This is a genomic window from Pseudoalteromonas sp. SG43-6 (genome assembly GCF_014164365.1).
GTDB classification, from domain to species: domain Bacteria; phylum Pseudomonadota; class Gammaproteobacteria; order Enterobacterales; family Alteromonadaceae; genus Pseudoalteromonas; species Pseudoalteromonas rhizosphaerae.
In genome coordinates this window covers 1-19,168 of record NZ_JACJEZ010000057.1, presented here as the reverse complement: position 1 = coordinate 19,168, position 19,168 = coordinate 1, and the positions used below count along the sequence as shown (strand labels likewise).

At 42.1% G+C, this 19,168-nt stretch carries 12 protein-coding genes; 3 read left to right on the top strand and 9 right to left on the bottom strand.

What is annotated here, in order from left to right; genetic code table 11:
- Positions 1–4: 4 nt before the first annotated feature.
- The 3 genes from H5201_RS19110 to H5201_RS19100 all read right to left on the bottom strand — a co-directional run bounded on the left by H5201_RS19110 (position 5) and on the right by H5201_RS19100 (position 4,002).
- Positions 5–1,288 (bottom strand): YeaH/YhbH family protein, encoded by a 1,284-nt coding sequence (locus tag H5201_RS19110; protein WP_182740610.1) that lies wholly within the window; start codon positions 1,286–1,288, stop codon positions 5–7.
- 30 nt (positions 1,289–1,318) lie between these two features.
- Positions 1,319–3,241, bottom strand: coding sequence for a PrkA family serine protein kinase (locus tag H5201_RS19105; RefSeq protein ID WP_149982777.1), 1,923 nt, complete (start codon positions 3,239–3,241; stop codon positions 1,319–1,321).
- 179 nt (positions 3,242–3,420) lie between these two features.
- The gene (locus tag H5201_RS19100) at positions 3,421–4,002 is read right to left on the bottom strand and encodes a superoxide dismutase (protein ID WP_145242146.1); all 582 of its coding nucleotides are present in this window, start codon (positions 4,000–4,002) and stop codon (positions 3,421–3,423) included.
- A 276-nt stretch (positions 4,003–4,278) separates the two neighbouring features.
- Between H5201_RS19100 and H5201_RS19095 the strand changes: the two genes are divergently transcribed.
- Positions 4,279–4,617 (top strand): Grx4 family monothiol glutaredoxin, encoded by a 339-nt coding sequence (locus H5201_RS19095; protein ID WP_182740609.1) that lies wholly within the window; start codon positions 4,279–4,281, stop codon positions 4,615–4,617.
- Positions 4,618–4,646: 29 nt separating this feature from the next.
- Here the strand turns inward: H5201_RS19095 and H5201_RS19090 are convergent, their stop codons facing one another.
- From H5201_RS19090 to H5201_RS19065, 6 genes are all read right to left on the bottom strand, one after another.
- Positions 4,647–5,987, bottom strand: coding sequence for a PAS domain-containing sensor histidine kinase (locus H5201_RS19090; RefSeq protein ID WP_182719483.1), 1,341 nt, complete (start codon positions 5,985–5,987; stop codon positions 4,647–4,649).
- Positions 5,987–7,315 carry a sigma-54 dependent transcriptional regulator gene (locus H5201_RS19085; RefSeq protein WP_182719482.1) on the bottom strand — a complete coding sequence of 443 codons (1,329 nt, stop codon included), beginning with the start codon at positions 7,313–7,315 and terminating at the stop codon, positions 5,987–5,989. Before H5201_RS19085 ends, H5201_RS19090 begins: the two co-directional genes overlap by 1 nt.
- A gap of 83 nt (positions 7,316–7,398) precedes the next feature.
- On the bottom strand, positions 7,399–8,607 hold the full coding sequence (locus H5201_RS19080) for an ABC transporter permease (protein ID WP_182768177.1): 1,209 nt from the start codon (positions 8,605–8,607) through the stop codon (positions 7,399–7,401).
- Positions 8,608–8,617: 10 nt separating this feature from the next.
- The gene (locus tag H5201_RS19075; protein ID WP_182768176.1) at positions 8,618–9,931 is read right to left on the bottom strand and encodes an ABC transporter permease; all 1,314 of its coding nucleotides are present in this window, start codon (positions 9,929–9,931) and stop codon (positions 8,618–8,620) included.
- A 3-nt stretch (positions 9,932–9,934) separates the two neighbouring features.
- Positions 9,935–10,645 carry an ABC transporter ATP-binding protein gene (locus tag H5201_RS19070; protein WP_182740608.1) on the bottom strand — a complete coding sequence of 237 codons (711 nt, stop codon included), beginning with the start codon at positions 10,643–10,645 and terminating at the stop codon, positions 9,935–9,937.
- Between the two features lie 27 nt (positions 10,646–10,672).
- A complete protein-coding gene (locus H5201_RS19065) occupies positions 10,673–11,926 on the bottom strand; it encodes an efflux RND transporter periplasmic adaptor subunit (RefSeq protein ID WP_182785213.1) in 1,254 nt (417 codons plus the stop codon).
- A gap of 791 nt (positions 11,927–12,717) precedes the next feature.
- Here H5201_RS19065 and gltB point away from each other — a divergent pair.
- Together gltB and H5201_RS19055 are read left to right on the top strand one after the other, a co-directional pair.
- Complete coding sequence (gltB, locus tag H5201_RS19060) at positions 12,718–17,175, top strand: glutamate synthase large subunit (RefSeq protein WP_145242134.1); 4,458 nt, start codon at positions 12,718–12,720, stop codon at positions 17,173–17,175.
- 9 nt (positions 17,176–17,184) lie between these two features.
- Positions 17,185–18,600 (top strand): FAD-dependent oxidoreductase, encoded by a 1,416-nt coding sequence (locus tag H5201_RS19055; RefSeq protein WP_145242132.1) that lies wholly within the window; start codon positions 17,185–17,187, stop codon positions 18,598–18,600.
- The last annotated feature ends 568 nt before the right edge of the window (positions 18,601–19,168 follow it).

Genomic DNA, 19,168 nt, shown 5'->3' with positions numbered 1-19,168 from the left:
CAGCCTAGGCTGCCCCTTGGTGTTGACGACTCTTCTTGAATAACTCACGGAAAATAGGGTAAATATCTTCAACATTGCGTATATGTTGAATAGCAAAGTTATTATGAGTTTGACAAATATTTTGATACTCACGCCATAGACTCTGATGGGCGCGGGTAGTGATCTCAATATAAGCGTAATAGCGAATGGTACTGAGCAACTTGTTGCGTAAGATCTCTGAGCATTGGGGAGAGTCATCAGCCCAATTGTCGCCATCTGAGGCTTGTGCTGCATACACATTCCACTCGCCAGCGTTATAACGCTCGGTAATTATCTCATTCATTAACTTCAGTGCGCTGGAGACAATTGTGCCGCCAGTTTCTTGGGAATAGAAAAACTCCTGTTCGTCGACCTCTTTGGCTTGGGTATGATGGCGAATATACACCACTTCAATGTCTTTATAACTGCGGGTCAAAAATTGATAAAGCAAAATATAAAAACGTTTTGCCATATCTTTGGTTGCTTGATCCATCGAGCCCGACACATCCATAATACAAAACATCACCGCTTTACTAGTTGGATGAGGCTGTTTTTCATAGTTACGAAAACGCAAATCGTAATTATCAATAAAGGGCACTGCACTGATGCGTTTTTGTAATGCGGCGATTTCTTGCTCCATTAATGCAATAGCAGCTATATCTGGTTCAGGCTCAGCCATTAATAGGCAAAGCTGTGCTTCAAGCTCTGCTAATTGACGCTTTTTACCCGCGCTCATCGCAACACGCCTTGCAAGTGAGCCCTGAAGTGAACGCACAATATCAATATTACTCGGCATACCATCACTACAAAAACCAGCACGATGAGTTTTCATTTGCACGAGTTTGTCTAACTGGTTTTGCTGTAAATTTGGCAGCTCTAAGTCTTCAAACAGTAAGTCTAGATACTCATCTTTAGAAATCGAGAAGACAAAGTCATCTTCGCCTTCACCAGAGTCACTCGCTTCACCTTCGCCGGCTCCACCACCTTGGCCACCTTGCGGGCGTTTAATTTTATCACCGGTTGAGAACTGATCGTTACCAGGATGAATTTGTTCTCTATCGCCCCCTTTACCTTGATGAAAAGTAGGTTCACCGATATCCCGTTGCGGAATTGAAATACTCTCACCGCTACTGGAATCAGTGACACTGCGTTTATTTATTGCATCTGACACCGCTTCTTTGATCTGTTTTTTATAGCGCCTGATAAAGCGTTGACGATTTAACGTGCTCTTATTCTTACCGTTCAGGCGACGGTCTATAAAATGCGCCATAAAGACCCCCTAAAAATACACAGCTGCGTGTTATTGCGATTTACGCACGCGTAAATACCACTCTGATAACAAACGAACTTGCTTTTGGGTATATCCTTTTTCCACCATACGATTGACAAAATCTTCATGTTTTTTCTGATCTTCTGCGGATGTTTTCGCATTGAAAGAAATAACGGGTAATAGTTCTTCAGTATTGGAGAACATTTTTTTCTCAATCACAGTGCGCAGTTTTTCATAGCTGGTCCACAATGGATTTTTACCGTTGTTGTGCGCCCGTGCACGCAATACAAAATTAACGATTTCGTTACGGAAATCTTTTGGATTTGAAATGCCGGCTGGTTTTTCAATTTTTTCAAGTTCGGCATTTAATGCTTCGCGGTTGAATAGCTGGCCGGTATCAGGGTCGCGATACTCTTGGTCTTGGATCCAAAAATCAGCATAAGTGACATAGCGGTCAAAAATGTTTTGCCCGTACTCAGAGTAGGACTCTAAATAAGCTGTTTGCAGTTCTTTACCAATAAACTCAACATACTGCGGGATTAAATAGCCTTTCAAGTGGCTTAAGTAGCGTTCTTCAACGTCGGCAGAGAATTGCTCTCGTTCAATTTGTTGCTCTAATACATAAAATAAATGCACTGGGTTTGCCGCTACCTCAAGTGTGTCAAAGTTAAACACGCGCGATAAAATTTTAAATGCAAACCGAGTTGATAGTCCGGTCATGCCTTCATCAACACCGGCATAATCTCGATACTCTTGATACGATTTAGCTTTAGGATCGGTGTCTTTCAAGCTTTCGCCGTCATATACCCGCATTTTTGAGTAGATACTGGAATTTTCGGGATCTTTTAACCGTGATAGCGTGGTAAATTTTGCCAATGTTTCCAGTGTGCCTGGCGCGCAAGGAGCATTATATAATTCACTATGTTCCAATAGCTTGTCGTAGATTTTTACCTCTTCAGATGCACGTAAACAATACGGCACTTTGACGATGTAAACACGGTCTAAAAAGGCTTCATTGTTCTTGTTGTTTTTAAAGGTCTGCCATTCTGATTCGTTTGAATGAGCCAAAATCATGCCATTAAAGGGCAGTGCACTAATACCTTCGGTGCCATTATAATTTCCCTCTTGCGTGGCTGTTAAAAGCGGATGCAATACTTTGATTGGCGCTTTAAACATCTCAACAAATTCCATTAACCCTTGATTTGCAAGACATAATGAACCGGAATAAGCATAAGCATCAGCATCGTTTTGAGCAAAATGTTCTAGTTTGCGAATATCAACTTTACCGACTAAAGCGGAAATATCTTGGTTGTTTTCATCCCCAGGTTCAGTTTTTGCAATAGCAATTTGATTTAAAATAGAGGGGTAGCGTTTTACCACTTTAAACTGGCTAATATCACCATTAAATTCAGATAAGCGCTTAGTGGCCCAGGGTGACATAATGGTTTTTAAGTAACGGGGCTTTATTCCGTATTCTTTTGCCATCAGCTCAGCATCTTCATTAGGATCAAAAAGCGCCAACGGGTGGTCATTGACCGGTGAGCCTTTAATTGAGTAAATAGGCACTTGTTGCATTAAATATTTTAGCTTTTCGGCAATCGATGATTTACCACCGCCTACAGGCCCAAGTAGATAAAGCACTTGTTTACACTCTTCAAGGCCTTGCGCAGCATGTTTTAGGTATGAAACGATTTGTTCAATTGCATCCTCCATACCGTAAAAATCATTAAAGGCAGGGTAACGTGCTACTACTCTGTTTGAAAATAATCGACTTAACCGTGCATCCTTGGAAGTATCGATCATTTTTGGCTCACCAATGGCCGCTAATAATCGCTCTGGTGCACTGGCATAAGCCGACTTATCAGTTTTACAAATCTCTAAGAACTCAGCGATACTATACTCTTCTTCTTGTGCCGCTTCGTATCGTGCTTGGTAATGCTCAAAAATACTCATGGAAACCTCCGAAAAACCTGCTTAAACTAGGTGCTTACAAATTAAAAAAGAAGCAAAGGTTATTTAAAGCTTAGTCACGAATTTGATTTTTTGTGCAATAAAATTAAAAATTTATGTTAGAAAACAAAAAAGACGCCGGAGCGTCTTTTAAATTGGGCTTGCTCAGAACGGGCAATCAATTATGCGAAGTTAGCGTTCGCGAATTCCCAGTTAACAAGCGACCAGAATGCTTTTAAGTAGTCTGGACGAACGTTACGGAAATCAATGTAGTAAGCATGTTCCCACAGGTCCACAGTCAGTATCGGTGTTACACCGTCTTGAGTTAGTGGCGTTGCAGCGTTAGAAGTATTAACGATGTCTAAAGAACCATCAGCTAATTTAACTAACCATGTCCAGCTTGAACCAAAGTTGTTTACTGCTTTATCATCAAAAGCTGCTTGGAATGCTTCAAAAGAACCCCATTTAGCATTGATAGCATCTGCAACAGCGCCTGTTGCTTCGCCACCGCCATTTGGAGATAGGCTGTTCCAGTAAAAAGTATGGTTCCAGATCTGCGCTGCATTGTTAAATACGCCACCTTCAGAAGAACATACGATTTCTTCAAGTGATTTACCTTCAAATTCAGTACCTGGGATTAAACCGTTAAGTTTAGTCACATAAGTATTGTGGTGCTTGCCGTGGTGAAACTCTAATGTTTCTTGTGAAATATGTGGCTCAAGTGCGTTAATTGCATATGGTAGTGACGGTAGTTCAAATGCCATTTTTTATCTCCATCTTCTTTTGGTTGATAGTTCAAATAGTAATAGTTAATGCCTGTTCAAACAGGGTAGTTACCTATACCAAATGAGATTATAGTGTTACTATAATTGTTGAGTATTTTACTCAAGTTTTAGCAAACAGCAATGCCAAACAGCAGTGCAAATGCAAGACTATTTCGATTGCGGCTTTATTTGCCCACTTTAAGATACATATATGAGGCTTAATGAAAATTTTTCAAGCCTTAATATGTTCAGCTATCGTCACTTTTGAGGTTGTAGATGGAAACCATTGATAAAATTAAACAGCAAATTTCTGAAAATCCAATTATCCTTTATATGAAAGGATCGCCTAAATTACCAAATTGTGGTTTTTCTTCACAAGCATCTCAAGCATTAATGTCATGCGGTGAACCGTTTGCCTATGTTGATATTTTACTAAATCCTGATATCCGAGCTGAATTACCAGCATATGCCAATTGGCCAACATTTCCACAACTGTGGGTTGATGGCGAATTAATTGGTGGTTGTGACATTATCATTGAAATGTTTCAACGTGGTGAATTACAACCACTGATCACCGAAACAGCAGCTAAATATAAAGAAGCTGGCGCTGAATAACGTTTATCAGCAAATCAACAAAAAGCCGCTTAATTGCGGCTTTTTTGTGATTGTTTGTTAGGACCGTGGGGCAGAATAACATGAACACTAAGCCCGCCGTGCTTACGATTGTGTAAGCTAATTTGACCATGATGCGCTTCGACTATTTCACGGCACAATGCTAACCCCAAACCACTACCAGCGACTTTAGTTGAATAAAATGGGATTAATGCATTGGCCATCACTTGCTCACTCATACCTTTACCTTGGTCGTTTACGCTGATATGTGTGCCTTTAATATTCTGTGTAACAGTGACACTTATATGTTCGCTTGCAGAGCCTGATTCGTGAGCATTTTTTATTAAGTTGATCAGTAGCTGCTCGACTTGAGTCGGATCAGCCAGTGTATGCACGTCATTACTTATATCGAGCATAAAACACCATTGATTTTGCAGTTGTGTGAGCAACACTTGCCAATTAATTGCGCTTGGCTGAGGAGTGGGCAGTTTGGCAAATTTGCCATAGCCTTGTACAAAGTCGTTTAAATGTTTGATGCGTTCAGAAATGGTAGCAAACACGCGGCTAAGTCTGGGTTCGTCTACTTTTTCACTGAGTAACTGGCCGCTGTGCAGCATTGACGACATGGGACCCAGAGAGTTATTAAGTTCGTGACTAATGATCCGAATGACCTTTTTCCACACCTCCACTTCTTGACGGCTAAGTTCGCGGGTGAGTTGTTTAAAGACATATAAGTAATGGTATTGATTGTTAAGTAATAACTTACCGGTTGATAAATGCCACGCTTGAGATTCTTGGTCTTCAGTATCTAGCGTAAATAAACCATCACTACCGCGCGTTAAAGCATTGTTTAACTGTGGATGAGCATTTTCAAGCAGGTGTGCAAACTGACTCCCTTCAAGCGCTGTTTTGGCATTAAAAAGGTCTCGGGCACTGTAGTTACTATAAACAATAAAGCCTTTATCATTTTTTAAAATAACGGCTTGGGGAGAGCTTTGTAGCACTTTATCAAGCATCAGCTCGCGCTGATAGAGCCATTGTTTCTCTTGGCGTAATTGCTTTGCAGTTTGATTATACAATTGACACAAGCGGCCTAATTCATCGTTACCGTTATAAGCTAGTAAGGTGGCTAATTCACCGTCTTTAAAATTAAGCAAACCAGTTTCAAGTGAGTGTATGCCTTGCACCAGAGTGCGGCTGAGCCGAAAAGATAAATAACTTGCCAGCAGTGATGTGAGCAGCGTTGTTATTAGTAGTGAAGGCCAGCTTAAATGGGTTAACCAGCAGATGAGCCAAACAGGAATAAGTGCAGAGATGTTACATATCAGCACTATTTTACGAGTGAGAGACAGTGCCGGTTTATTTTTTTCCATTAGTAATCAATCTCAAATTTCTGCAAACGGCGGTATAGTGCTTGACGACTTAAACCAAACTGTCTGGCAACTTTTGCGATCACTCCTTGGTGCTGACGCATAGCTTGTTCTAGTTCTACTCTACTGGGTTCTTGTTTAGCAAAGTTAGTGTGCAGCGGTTGCGATTGTAGAGCAAAATCATCGAGGGTAATGTCGCCATTAGGTTTGAGTACGGCTGCGCGTTTACAGGCATTTTCTAGCTCACGAACGTTGCCGGGCCAATTGTGCGCGAGTAATCCTTGCTCTGTTGTAAGCGATAATTCGCGCTCGCCTAAGAAGTGTTTAGCAAGCGCTAAAATGTCATCTGGTCTTTGCGCTAAACTGGGTAAATTTAGCTCAATCACGTTGAGGCGATAATATAAGTCTTCTCTAAATCGACCTGCATGAATAGCCGCTTTTAAATCTTCATTGGTAGCTGAAATAACCCGAACATTTACTTTTTGTGTTTTTGTTGAACCGAGTCGTTCAAACTCACCAGTTTGTAACACGCGCAGTAGTTTCATTTGCCCTGATAATGGCAGGTTACCAATTTCATCTAAAAATAGCGTACCACCATCAGCTGCCTCAAAGCGACCAATTCGCTGTTTGGTGATGCCAGTATAAGCACCCGCTTCAGCGCCAAATAATTCGGCTTCAATTAAATCATGGGGCAGGGCTGCGGCATTGATGGTCAAAAACGGGGCATGGTTTAAGTGAGAATTGGCTTGAATAATTTGTGCAATGCGTTCTTTACCACTGCCATTTGCACCTGTTATTAGCACAGAGACATCTGACTTAGCGACTTGTATTGCCATATTGAGAATTTTTTCCATGGCGGTACTTTGATACACTAAACCAACTAGGTTGGCATCGGCTAAACTTGATGTTCGCTCTTGCTGGTGGCGCGCATACATTACATTTTGTTGTTTTGCTTGGCCAAGTTCGATTAAGTTATTAACACAGGTGAGGAGCTTGCTATCGTCCCATGGTTTAGGTAAGTAATCAGCGGCGCCGGCTTTGACTAGCTCTATGGCGCTGGCCAGTTCAGTCCACGCGGTGATCAAAATAATCGGTAAGTGCGGGTTGAGAGCTCTTAGTTGATAAAACAACGCTTTACCTTCTTCGCCAGAGGTGGTGTCATTGCTAAAATTCATATCTTGAATAACCAGCGCGATACGTTGGTATTGCACTATTTGTAAGGCTTCAAGCTGCGTTTTTGCAGTCACAACCTGATAGTCATGAATTTCTAACAGTAATGACAAGGCTTCTAATATGGCAGGGTTGTCATCGACAATAAGTATTTTTTCCATGTGAATTTAATCGCTGTTTTTGTTATCTTTATTTCAAAATGCTACACGGTATTAAACCAGTGTAGCATAGGTTGGGAGCTGCTTTATATTGTTCGCGTGGCGATACTCGGTGATATGTTGGCGGCACGTTTTGCAGGGCCAAACACGGCAAGTAAGCTCATAACAAACACCATAATGGCAGTGCCTGCGATATAGCTCGGTGGCAGTGCGGCAATTGAAAAGTGCTGCATTAATAATTGACCAAGTAACAGCGCCGCAATAATGCCAAGGAGCAAGCCCACGCAGCAGATCATCGCATTTTCAACTAAAAAGTAGTTAATAATGGCTGATTTTCGGGCTCCTAATGCACGGCGAGTGCCTATTTGCTTGGTGCGTTTGCTGATATTAAATAAGGTTAAGCCAAAAATCCCCAATGCAGTTACCAGTACTAATATCGTGATGAGCACAATCAGCATACGCATCATCAATTTGTCTGCTGCAACATATTCGTCTTTAAGTTGATCTAAGCCATTGATATTGTTTATCACCCGTTTATTGTAATTATTTAGCATCGCGGTTTCGATTTGCTTCATCACAGCTGCACGTTGACCAGGCTTGGTTCTGACTGCAAATTGTGCGTAAGTTTTGCCTTGAATATAAGGGATCAGCGCCACATTATTTGGGTGACTATCTTTAAGCCAAGGGCCTTTCATTGGCGCTGTGATTCCGATAATTTGTAGCGGTAAGTCACCAAAATAAATGGTTTTTCCTAGGCCATCTCCCTTTGGGAAAAGCTCATTGGCTAACGCTTCGGTAACGACAGTGACATTGGTTGTTCTATCTGTTGGCGAATTTGAAATGAGTACTTCATCTTCACTAAAATTACGCCCGGCAATCAATTTTACGCCATATGTGTCTAGGCCGTGTTCATCAATATGAAAGTAAGCGGTGCGCACACTTAGGCTTTCTTGTGGTGCTGGTTTCAAACTAAAGCTTGATGCACTGCCACTACCGGATAGGGGAATACTGCTGCTTTGTGCTGCATTTACAACCCCAGGTAGGGCTCTTAACATCGCTACGTCTAATTCAAACTGTTGGCTGGCATCAATATCTTTACCAAAGGTCATTACATTAAATTTAAATAAGTCTTGCTCTGGATATCCGGTATCTTGGTTTAAAAAAGCGATTTTATCTTGAATGATAAACGCTGCATTGCTGACAATAGCCGTCGTAATCGCAATTTGAATTAAGAGTAATATTGCGCCTACCTTTGAGCGACACAGTGCATGAAATATAGGTTTGATTTCTAACATGAGTAGCTCCTTATTGGCTCTTTAAGTAAATGGCAGGGTTGGTTTTACACACTAACCAAGCAGGGTAAAGCCCAGCAACAATGCAAGTAGTTATTGCGATAACTGGGGCACTCAATAACATGACTAAATCCATCGAGGCTATGTTTTTGTAATATTCGTAACTTTGTCTTACCCCGAGTAGGCCAATTTGTGCAAGTACAATACCTAGCAAACCGCCGATAAAACCAAGCATGGCTACTTCTACTAAATGCTGTAGAAAGACTTGTCGCTTACTTGCCCCTAAAGCACGGCGCACGCCTACCTCCGGTGCCCGACGCAAAAACTTCGCTAGCAATAAACCAAGGATATTAGCTAAGCACACAGCTAAAAACATAAAGCTTAAGCCGACCAATATTTTGTTGTCTTCACTAACCACATTGTTGTATTGCAGCCATTGATTCACATCACGTAGCTTATACTCGGGCTTTTCTCGCGTAAAGCGGCCACGCTTTTTTTGCTCTGCAATGTAAGAATTAAGGTAATTGTTGTAGTTTGCTTTTTGCTCCGCGTTATCTAGTTGCGCCCAAAACTGGATCCACACTATTTCCGATTGCATTTTATCGGCGTAGCTGTAGATATTATCATGTTTCCAAGCGTTGCTGTTGCCCCAAGTAGTGAGCTCTTTGGTTTTGACTAAACTAAACGGTAAAAATAAATCTTCAGGTTGATTAAATGCACCATTATTTAAATCATAATACTTAAGGTTAAGTGACCAGTCAGCGATCACACCAACAACTTCGTAGCTGTAATCATCTAAGTAGATCAATTGCCCAATTGAGTTGTTTCCTGCAAACAGTTTATCGTTGAGTTCTTTTGAAATCACCACCACAGGGGCGGCAGATTGCTCTTGTTGTTCGCTCCATACACCGCCATAAATAAACGATACATCGAACATCGTAAAAAAATCAGGCGTGGTCATGCGTGCTTCACCAGTAAACGGCTTTACTTTGTCTGAGTCTAAATAAACTGAAAAACCAGTACGCATCATCGCGACCTTTTTTTCAGGAACAGGCGCATTCTGCAAATTGACTGCATCTTGATAAGTCAGTTGCATAGGAAGGTTATCCTCGGTCCACCACGTATGGCCTTCATCCATGGTTTGTAATTGCACAGTATAAAGTTGATTGCTTTTTTCGGGAATAGGATCCGCCGACATCATATGATAAACGCTTAAACTGGTCATGGTTACACCAATCCCAATAGCAATGGCTAGCACCATTAACATGCTTACCAGTGGTGTGCGCTTAAAACTACGCCAACTTAAATCGAGGTAATGTAATAGCATAAGTTACGCTCCAGCCACATTTTTTAGGTTTTGCGCGCCTTGATACAAGGTAAAGTCGGCAAGTTGACCATCAACCACTTGAATATTACGAGGTGCTCTGCGGGCAAGTTCTGGGTCATGAGTCACCATAATGATGGTCGCGCCGTCACGGTTAATTTGCTCCAGCAATTCCATCACTTGACGTGCCATTAAGCTGTCTAGGTTACCTGTTGGTTCATCGGCTAATAAAAAGCGCGGCTCACCGGCGAGGGCGCGGGCAATCGCTACCCGTTGCTGTTGACCACCTGATAACTGTTGCGGCAAATGTTTAGCGCGTGAAGCTAGACCTACTTGTTCTAAGCACTGTTCAATACGACGTTTACGCTCGCTTGCTTTAATACCTCGGTAGCGCAGTGGCACTTCAATGTTTTCATATAAATTTAAATCAGGGATCAGGTTGAAGCCTTGGAAAATAAAACCAATTTTTTGATTGCGACAATCCGCTCGTTGATTGTCGTTCAGTTTGCCAACATTAATACCATCGAGCAGATATTCACCACTGCTAAAAGGTTCTAACATGCCTGCGATATTTAAAAAGGTGGTTTTCCCGGAGCCACTAGGGCCAGTTACAGCGATAAATTCGCCTTCTTCTACTTGTAAGTTAAAGTCGCGTAATGCATGGGTTTGCACCATTTCTGTTTGATACAGTTTACTAATATTGTTCATTTTAAGCATGAGTTGATCCTTGTAATATGGTTGTTCTTATCTCAGTAATAATGTTGGCGCTTGTTTAAAGTTATCGTAACTGGAGATGATCAGCTGATCGCCTGAGCTAACACCTTGTAGCAATTCTATTGCGTTGATGCTGCTTGCCCCGGTTGTGATATTTACCAGTTGTGCGGTGTCGCCGATAACTTTGTAAGCCTGCGTACCACCTTGCTGCATAAACGCACCGCGTTTGATTTGTAAAACGTCATCACGATTTTCTAATAAAATGCGCGCTGTTAATCGCTGGTTTTGGCGAATGCCTTTTAGCTCTTCGTCAAAGCGTACTCGAGTAGTTACTTCACGATTGTTAACTTCCGGCGAAATTGCCGACAACACACCAGTCACTTTTTTTGCCCCGAGTGTGAGCTCAACTTCCATTCCTAAACCGAGTTCGTTGGCGTAACTTTCAGGTACTTGCAGTTGTGCTTCAAAATTACTTAAATCAACCAGCGTCATTAACGGCTGACTTTGGGTAACGGCTTCTTTTTGTTGTACAAGCAGGTTACCAACAATACCGGTGACGCTGGCTTTAATAGTTAAGTTTCTGACTTGACGATTTAAATCATCAACGATCAGTTGTTGGCGAGCGAGATCGCGCTCTGCAGCTTTGAGTTCAAATGCGAGTGTATCTTTAGCAAGTTCAACTTCTTGTTGAGCGTGTTTGTAAGAAAGCTTGGCTCGGGCAAGATCATCAACTGCTTTTTCTAAATCAATTTGGCTGATCAAGTTTTTTTCGATAGAAAGCTTAGCACGGCGATTTTCCCTGTCGGCTGCATTGAGCTCTACTTGGGCGAGATCAAGCGTTTTGGTTAAGCTTAACTTTTGTCGGCGTGCTTCTAAGTGCTTACGTTGTAATTCACCATCAAGGCGGGCTAACACCGATTGTTGCTGTTTTAGTTCATTATTGAGTTCTGGGCTATCGACTAAAGCAATAATGTCATCTTTATTTACTTTATCACCGGCTTTAACTTGTAAATCCACATATCCACGTTCTGGGCTATAAACCTTAGGAGCATTTGCAGCAACAATTTTACCGCTGGCGGCTACATCACGTACTAAACGACTAATATTAACGGTAGCAATCTGTAAAGAAGCCCGGTCAACAGAAATACTGCCTTGATTGTTACCCATAAATGCTTGTGCACATAAAGCAAGTACGGCAAGTGATAGCGCCAGCACTATTAATGGTTTTTTGTAACTGCGTCTTTGCGTAATACTTACATCTTGTCCGCTGGTATCTTTTATCATGAGTGATCCTTAGCTATGTCTATTCTCGCAGTAAGTGATCATCAAGCTCACTACTAAGACAGTGATTGGTGAAACTAAAAATAAACTGAGAATAAACATAAGTTGTGTCCTGTAATTATCTTTTAATGTTTATTCGAATATCATGCCACTATTTAATGTCATGATTTTAATGAAATAATTATTTATTTTTAAATTATTTGGTGTCCGCGGACATAAATTGTGTCCGCTGCGGACACTTTACTATGGCGGCTAAGAAGCTGCCGCAGGCGTCAACAGGGTGAGCAAGCTAAAAACTTACTAACTAGCGTAAATTATGCAAAATGTGACTGTTGTGATGATAATTATGCATTAATTAGTGGCTTTAAATTTACCCATAAAAAGACACTGGAAAGAGTATTTACTCTAATGCGCACTGTGGTATCGACCTTGAACGACAACAAAGAGATTCAATAAAAAAGAAAGCATTTATTTTCGCTACATAACTCAGTGAATATTTATTCATTTTTACTCTTGTTTACGTTAACGTAAACTGCAGGTTTGCAGAGCGGTTATTTTACAACTTGTTAAATATGACACCAGTGTCATAAAAAAATAACGGGTAAAATATCGCTAAATGTTAAAAATAGGCATGAAATAAAAAGATTGTGTTGTGGTGAGAAATATTCAAGAATGTGAATATGTATTCAAGGCGCTATTGACTCAATGTACAATTGGCGATAGTTTTGACTGTCTGCTAGCAAACCGTCGAGAAGGTCATTCATAGCTAGCTGTTGTAGCAAGGGGAGGGGTCTATGTTATACGACTCAAAATTAGAAAAAGATAATTGTGGCTTTGGCTTAATAGCCCAAGTTAATGGTCAGGCAAGTCATCGTTTAATTCGAACAGCGATCACTGGCTTAGACCGTATGGAACACCGTGGTGGTATTTCTGCCGATGGTAAAACAGGCGATGGCTGTGGCTTATTATTACAAAAGCCAGATAGCTTTTTTCGTGCTATTGCCGCTGAAAAAAATTGGCACTTGGGTAAAAATTATGCCGTTGGCATGATTTTCCTAAACTCAGATCCAGTACTTGCGCAAGCTGCAAAAGATATATTGAGTGAAGAACTCGAAAAAGAAACCCTCAATATTCAAGGTTGGCGAATTGTGCCAACAGATGAATCATGTTTAGGGCCAATTGCAATAAAGCAGTTACCTAAATTTGAACAGATTTTTGTTAATGCACCAGAAGGCTGGCGCCCAAAAGATTTAGAGCGTCGTTTATACGTTGCGCGCCGTCGTGCTGAAAAGCGTTTAAGCGAAGATGAAGGCTTTTACATTGCCAGCTTGTCAGGGTTAGTAACTATCTACAAAGGCTTAATGATGCCGGTGGATTTGCCTAACTTCTATTTAGATTTAGCCGATATCCGCATGACCAGCGCAATTTGTGTATTTCACCAACGTTTTTCAACTAATACACAACCGCGTTGGCCTTTGGCTCAGCCGTTCCGCTATTTAGCGCATAACGGTGAAATCAACACCATACAAGGTAACCGCCAGTGGGCTCGTGCTCGTTCATATAAGTTTGCATCGCCGCTTATTCCAGATTTGCAATCAGCAGCACCCTTTGTCAATGAAACCGGCTCAGATTCATCAAGCCTAGATAATATGCTTGAGTTGTTTTTAGCTGGTGGCATGGATTTATTTCGTGCTATGCGAATGCTAGTACCACCTGCATGGCAGAAAAACCGTGCGATGGATGATGACTTACGTGCATTTTACGACTTTAACTCTATGCACATGGAACCATGGGATGGCCCAGCTGGTATTGTGATGTCTGATGGGCGTTTTGCTGCGTGTAACTTGGACCGTAATGGTCTGCGTCCTGCACGTTATGTGATCACTCAAGATGGCTTTATTACCCTAGCTTCTGAAGTGGGTATTTGGGATTACACTGCGGATGAAGTGGTTGAGAAAGGCCGCGTTGGCCCTGGTGAGCTGTTAGTTATTGATACTCAGTTAGGTAAAATTTGGCACTCAGACGAAATTGATCGCGACCTTAAATCTCGCCACCCATATAAAGCATGGCTTGAGGCCAATGTTAAGCGCTTAACGCCGTTTGAGCAGCTATCAGAGCAAGATGCGGGCAACCGTTCATTTGATGATGAAACATTACTGAAATATCAAAAAATGTTTGGTTACACCAATGAAGAACTTGATAGCGTTATTCGCGTAATGGGTGAAATTGGTCAAGAAGCAACCGGTTCTATGGGGGATGACACGCCATTTGCAGTGCTTTCTGAAGGTAACCGTTCATTGTTTGATTACTTCCGTCAAAAGTTTGCGCAAGTAACTAACCCGCCAATCGATCCACTGCGTGAAAACCATGTAATGTCGCTGGCGACCTGTATCGGTAGTGAGCAAAACGTGTTTAACGAGACCACCGGCCACGCTAAGCGTCTACAGTTTGATACTCCAATTCTAATGTATGCAGACATGCAACAATTATTGAGCGCTGATCAGGCTCATTACAGCTATTGCAAAATCGATATCACCTACAGCAAAGAAGAAGGCCTTGGTGATGCAGTAATCCGTATTTGTGACGAAGCGCAAGAAAAAGCAGCTGGTGGCTGTGTCATGTTGTTTTTGAGTGACCGTAATTTTGATGAGAATAAATTACCAATTCCTGCCGCTATGGCTGTTGGAGCGGTACAAAAGCGTTTAGTTGATAACAATTTACGTTGTGAATCAAATATCATCATTGAAACAGGTAGTGTCCGTGACGCGCATCAATTTGCGGTATTAATTGGTTTTGGTGCAACGGCAATTTACCCGTACTTAGCATATGAATCACTGGTTGCGATGAGCGACTCTAAAGTGATCAACAAGAGCTATTGCCAAGTTACGCTTGCTTATCGTAATGCAATCAACAAAGGCTTGTACAAGATCATGTCAAAAATGGGCATTAGTACCGTGGCATCGTATCGTTGTTCAATGTTGTTTGAAGCAGTTGGTTTGTCGGATGCAATTGTTGATACCTGTTTTAATGGTGTGGCAAGTCGCATTAAAGGCGCGTGTTTTACTGATTTTGATGATGACCAACGCAAGTTACATACTTTGGCATTAAGTAAACGTAAATTACTCAGCCATGGCGGCTTATTAAAGTATGTGCATGACGGCGAGTATCACGCGTACAACCCAGACGTCATTCAAACGTTACAAAAAGCGGTGCGCTCAGGCGAATATTCTGATTACAGCGTATACGCAGATCTTGTTAATAAGCGCCCAATTGCCACATTACGTGACATGCTTGCACTGAAACTGCCAGCAGAAGGGATCAGCATTGATGATGTTGAGCCAGCAACTGAGCTATATAAGCGTTTTGACTCGGCGGCAATGAGTATCGGTGCTTTATCGCCAGAGGCGCATGAAGCGCTTGCAATTGCGATGAACCGCTTAGGTGGCTGTTCAAATTCAGGTGAAGGCGGCGAAGACAAACTACGCTATGGTACCGAGAAAAACTCACGTATCAAGCAAGTTGCATCAGGTCGTTTTGGGGTAACACCACATTACTTACGCAGTGCTGACGTTATTCAAATTAAAGTAGCGCAAGGTGCAAAACCAGGTGAAGGCGGGCAATTGCCGGGCGAAAAAGTAACCCCGTATATTGCTAAGCTTCGTTACTCGGTACCGGGGGTGACCTTAATTTCACCTCCACCGCATCACGATATTTATTCGATTGAAGATTTAGCTCAGCTTATTTTCGATTTAAAACAAGTAAACCCTAAAGCGTTGATCTCAGTAAAACTAGTATCAGAGCCAGGTGTTGGCACAATCGCCACTGGTGTTGCTAAAGCATATGCTGATTTAATTACTATTTCAGGCTATGACGGCGGTACTGGCGCAAGCCCGCTAACGTCGGTTAAATATGCGGGTAGCCCGTGGGAGCTTGGTCTTGCTGAAACACAACAAGCGCTGGTTGAAAACGGTTTACGTCATCGTATTCGTTTGCAAACTGATGGTGGTTTAAAAACCGGCCTTGATATCATCAAAGCAGCTATTTTAGGTGCAGAGAGCTTTGGTTTTGGTACGGGTCCTATGGTTGCGCTTGGTTGTAAGTATCTGCGTATTTGCCACCTAAATAACTGTGCAACCGGTGTAGCAACGCAAGACGAAACATTGCGTCAAAAACATTTCCATGGCCTACCAGAAATGGCGATGAACTACTTTAAGTTTATTGCTCAAGAAGCCCGTGAAATTATGGCAAGCCTAGGGGTTGCCAAACTAACAGACTTAATCGGTCGTCTTGATTTACTCGAAGCGATTGAAGGTAAAACGGCAAAGCAGCAAAAAATTGACTTATCGTCAGTGATTGCACAGCCGAATAACCCAACTGGTGAAACCTTATACTGCAGCGCACCTAATACGTCACATTATTTAGGTAAGTTGAATGAAACCTTACTTGCTAAAGCTCAACAAGCAATTGATGAGAGCAGCGGTATTTCACTGGTCAGCCGTATTTGTAACACTGACCGTTCAGTGGGCGCGATGTTATCGGGTTATATAGCCGATAAGCATGGCAATCAAGGCATGGCAGCTGATCCTGTCTCGATTGAGTTACACGGAACCGCTGGTCAATCATTTGGTGTATGGAATGCTGGTGGCCTAGAAATGACCCTAGTCGGCGATGCTAACGATTACGTAGGCAAAGGCATGGCGGGCGGTAAGCTGGTTATTCGCCCACCACTGGGTTCGTCATTTGAAAGTCACAAAGCGACCATCGCAGGTAATACCTGTTTATATGGTGCAACGGGTGGCAAGCTGTTTGCTGCAGGTTGTGCGGGAGAGCGTTTTGCGGTTCGTAACTCAGGCGTGCAAGCGGTTGTTGAAGGCGTAGGTGATAATGGCTGTGAGTACATGACCGGTGGCGTAGTTTGCGTGTTGGGCAATGTAGGCGTGAACTTTGGTGCAGGTATGACCGGTGGCTTTGCCTATATTTTGGATGAGCGTAATGACTTTGAAAAACGCATTAATCCAGAGCTAGTCGAAGTGGTGCTGTTAGATGAGCTAGCGTCACACCAAGAGCATTTGCGTGGTCTAATTGCTGAGCATTTAGAACTAACAGGCTCAAGCCGTGCAGAAACTATTTTAGCCAGTTTTGAAACGTATTTACCAAAATTCAAACTAGTTAAGCCAAAATCAAGTGATGTGAAAAGTTTACTCGGGCATCGCGCTCGTAGTAGTGCTGAACTTCGTGTTCAAGCACAGTAAGGGGGTAGTATGAGCGAGAATGTATATCAATTTATAGACGTGCAGCGGGTTGATCCCCGCAAAAAGCCAATTTCGTCACGTAAAAAATCATTTGTTGAAATTTACGAACCCTTTTCAGAGAAGCAAGTAAACTCACAAGCGGACCGCTGCCTAGATTGTGGTAATCCGTATTGTGAATGGAAATGCCCAGTGCATAACTATATCCCACAGTGGTTAAAGTTAATTCGTACTGGCCGTATTCTTGAAGCTGCGGAGCTATCACACCGCACAAATAGTTTACCTGAAGTGTGTGGCCGGGTGTGCCCGCAAGATCGTTTGTGTGAAGGTTCATGTACATTAGACGAAGAGTTTGGTGCAGTAACAATCGGTAATATTGAAAAATATATTACTGATACTGCATTTAAAATGGGCTGGAAGCCTGATATGTCGTACGTGGTATGGACCGATAAAAAAGTAGCTATCATCGGTGCCGGCCCTGCAGGCCTAGGTTGCGCTGATATTCTAGTGCGTAATGGTGTAAAACCAGTGGTATTTGACCGTCATCCAGAAATTGGTGGCTTGCTTACTTTTGGTATTCCATCGTTCAAACTTGAAAAACAAGTCATGCAAAAACGTCGTGAAATTTTCACCGAAATGGGGGTTGAGTTTAAACTTAATACTGAAGTCGGTGTTGATATCACAATGGATGAAATATTGGCCGAATACGACGCAGTATTTTTGGGAGTGGGGACTTATCAAAGCATGCGTGCTGGCCTTGAAAACGAAGATGCACCAGGTGTACATGATGCATTACCGTTCTTAATCGGTAATACCAACCGCGTAATGGGCTATGATGAGTCTAATCAAGCTTATCTTGATATGGCTAACCAAAAGGTTGTGGTACTTGGTGGTGGTGATACCGCGATGGACTGTGTACGTACTTCAATTCGTCAAGGTGCGGAAAAAGTAATCTGTGCTTATCGTCGTGATGAAGAAAACATGCCAGGTTCAAGACGTGAAGTGAAAAACGCCAAAGAAGAGGGCGTTGAATTTACTTTTAACGTGCAACCAACCGGTATCGTACTAAACGACAACGGCCATGTTGCAGGCGTACAAATGGTAAAAACCCAAATGGGTGAACCAGATGAAAAAGGCCGCAGCCGCGCAGAAGTAGTACCTGACTCAGAACATGTGATTGAAGCCGACCAAGTAATAATGGCATTTGGTTTCAAACCACACAAAATGGACTGGTTAGAAAAGTATGATGTAGAAATTAACCACTGGGGCGGTATCAACGCACCAGAAAAAGGTGAATTTACCCATCAAACAACCAACCCTAAAATCTTTGCCGGCGGCGATATCGTCCGTGGCTCAGATTTAGTAGTCACCGCAATCTTCGAAGGGCGCAACGCCGCCGAAGGGATCATGGACTACTTGAAAGTGTAACGTTTTGAAGGTTTAAGAATGTAAAAAGCAAGCCAACTGGCTTGCTTTTTTTATGGCTAGGATAATATAGCGATAAGTTGTAAGTTTGATCAGATTTCGCTTCTTAATGAGTAGGGGCTTGATTTTGTCCGATAACATTATTAACCGCCGTTTTGGTGCAAAATAACAAGCTTAATTCCTAGCTATTTTAATTACTTGTTTACAAAGGTAATTATTGGTGAAATTATTAGGGTATGTAATATACGCCGTTTTGGGGTGTTATAAACCACCAAAATGGCGTTCAATAAGCTGTTGAACTAAGCCGCTACGCGGAGATCCTATTCTGACCATTTGAGCCACACTTACCTTGGGGTTATCCCATAACTTGGAGGTAAGTCATGAATACACTCATTGAATGCATATTCTCACCAGCTTTGATCACCCAATGGCATTAACTTTGATCACTTATTCTCATTAAGCTTTGATCACGAAAATTACGCGATAATGATCACTTTTGTGTTCTTAATGATTTTGCCGATCAAAGCTTAATGCCACTCGTAACCGAGTTCACGTTTTATCATTTTTGTAG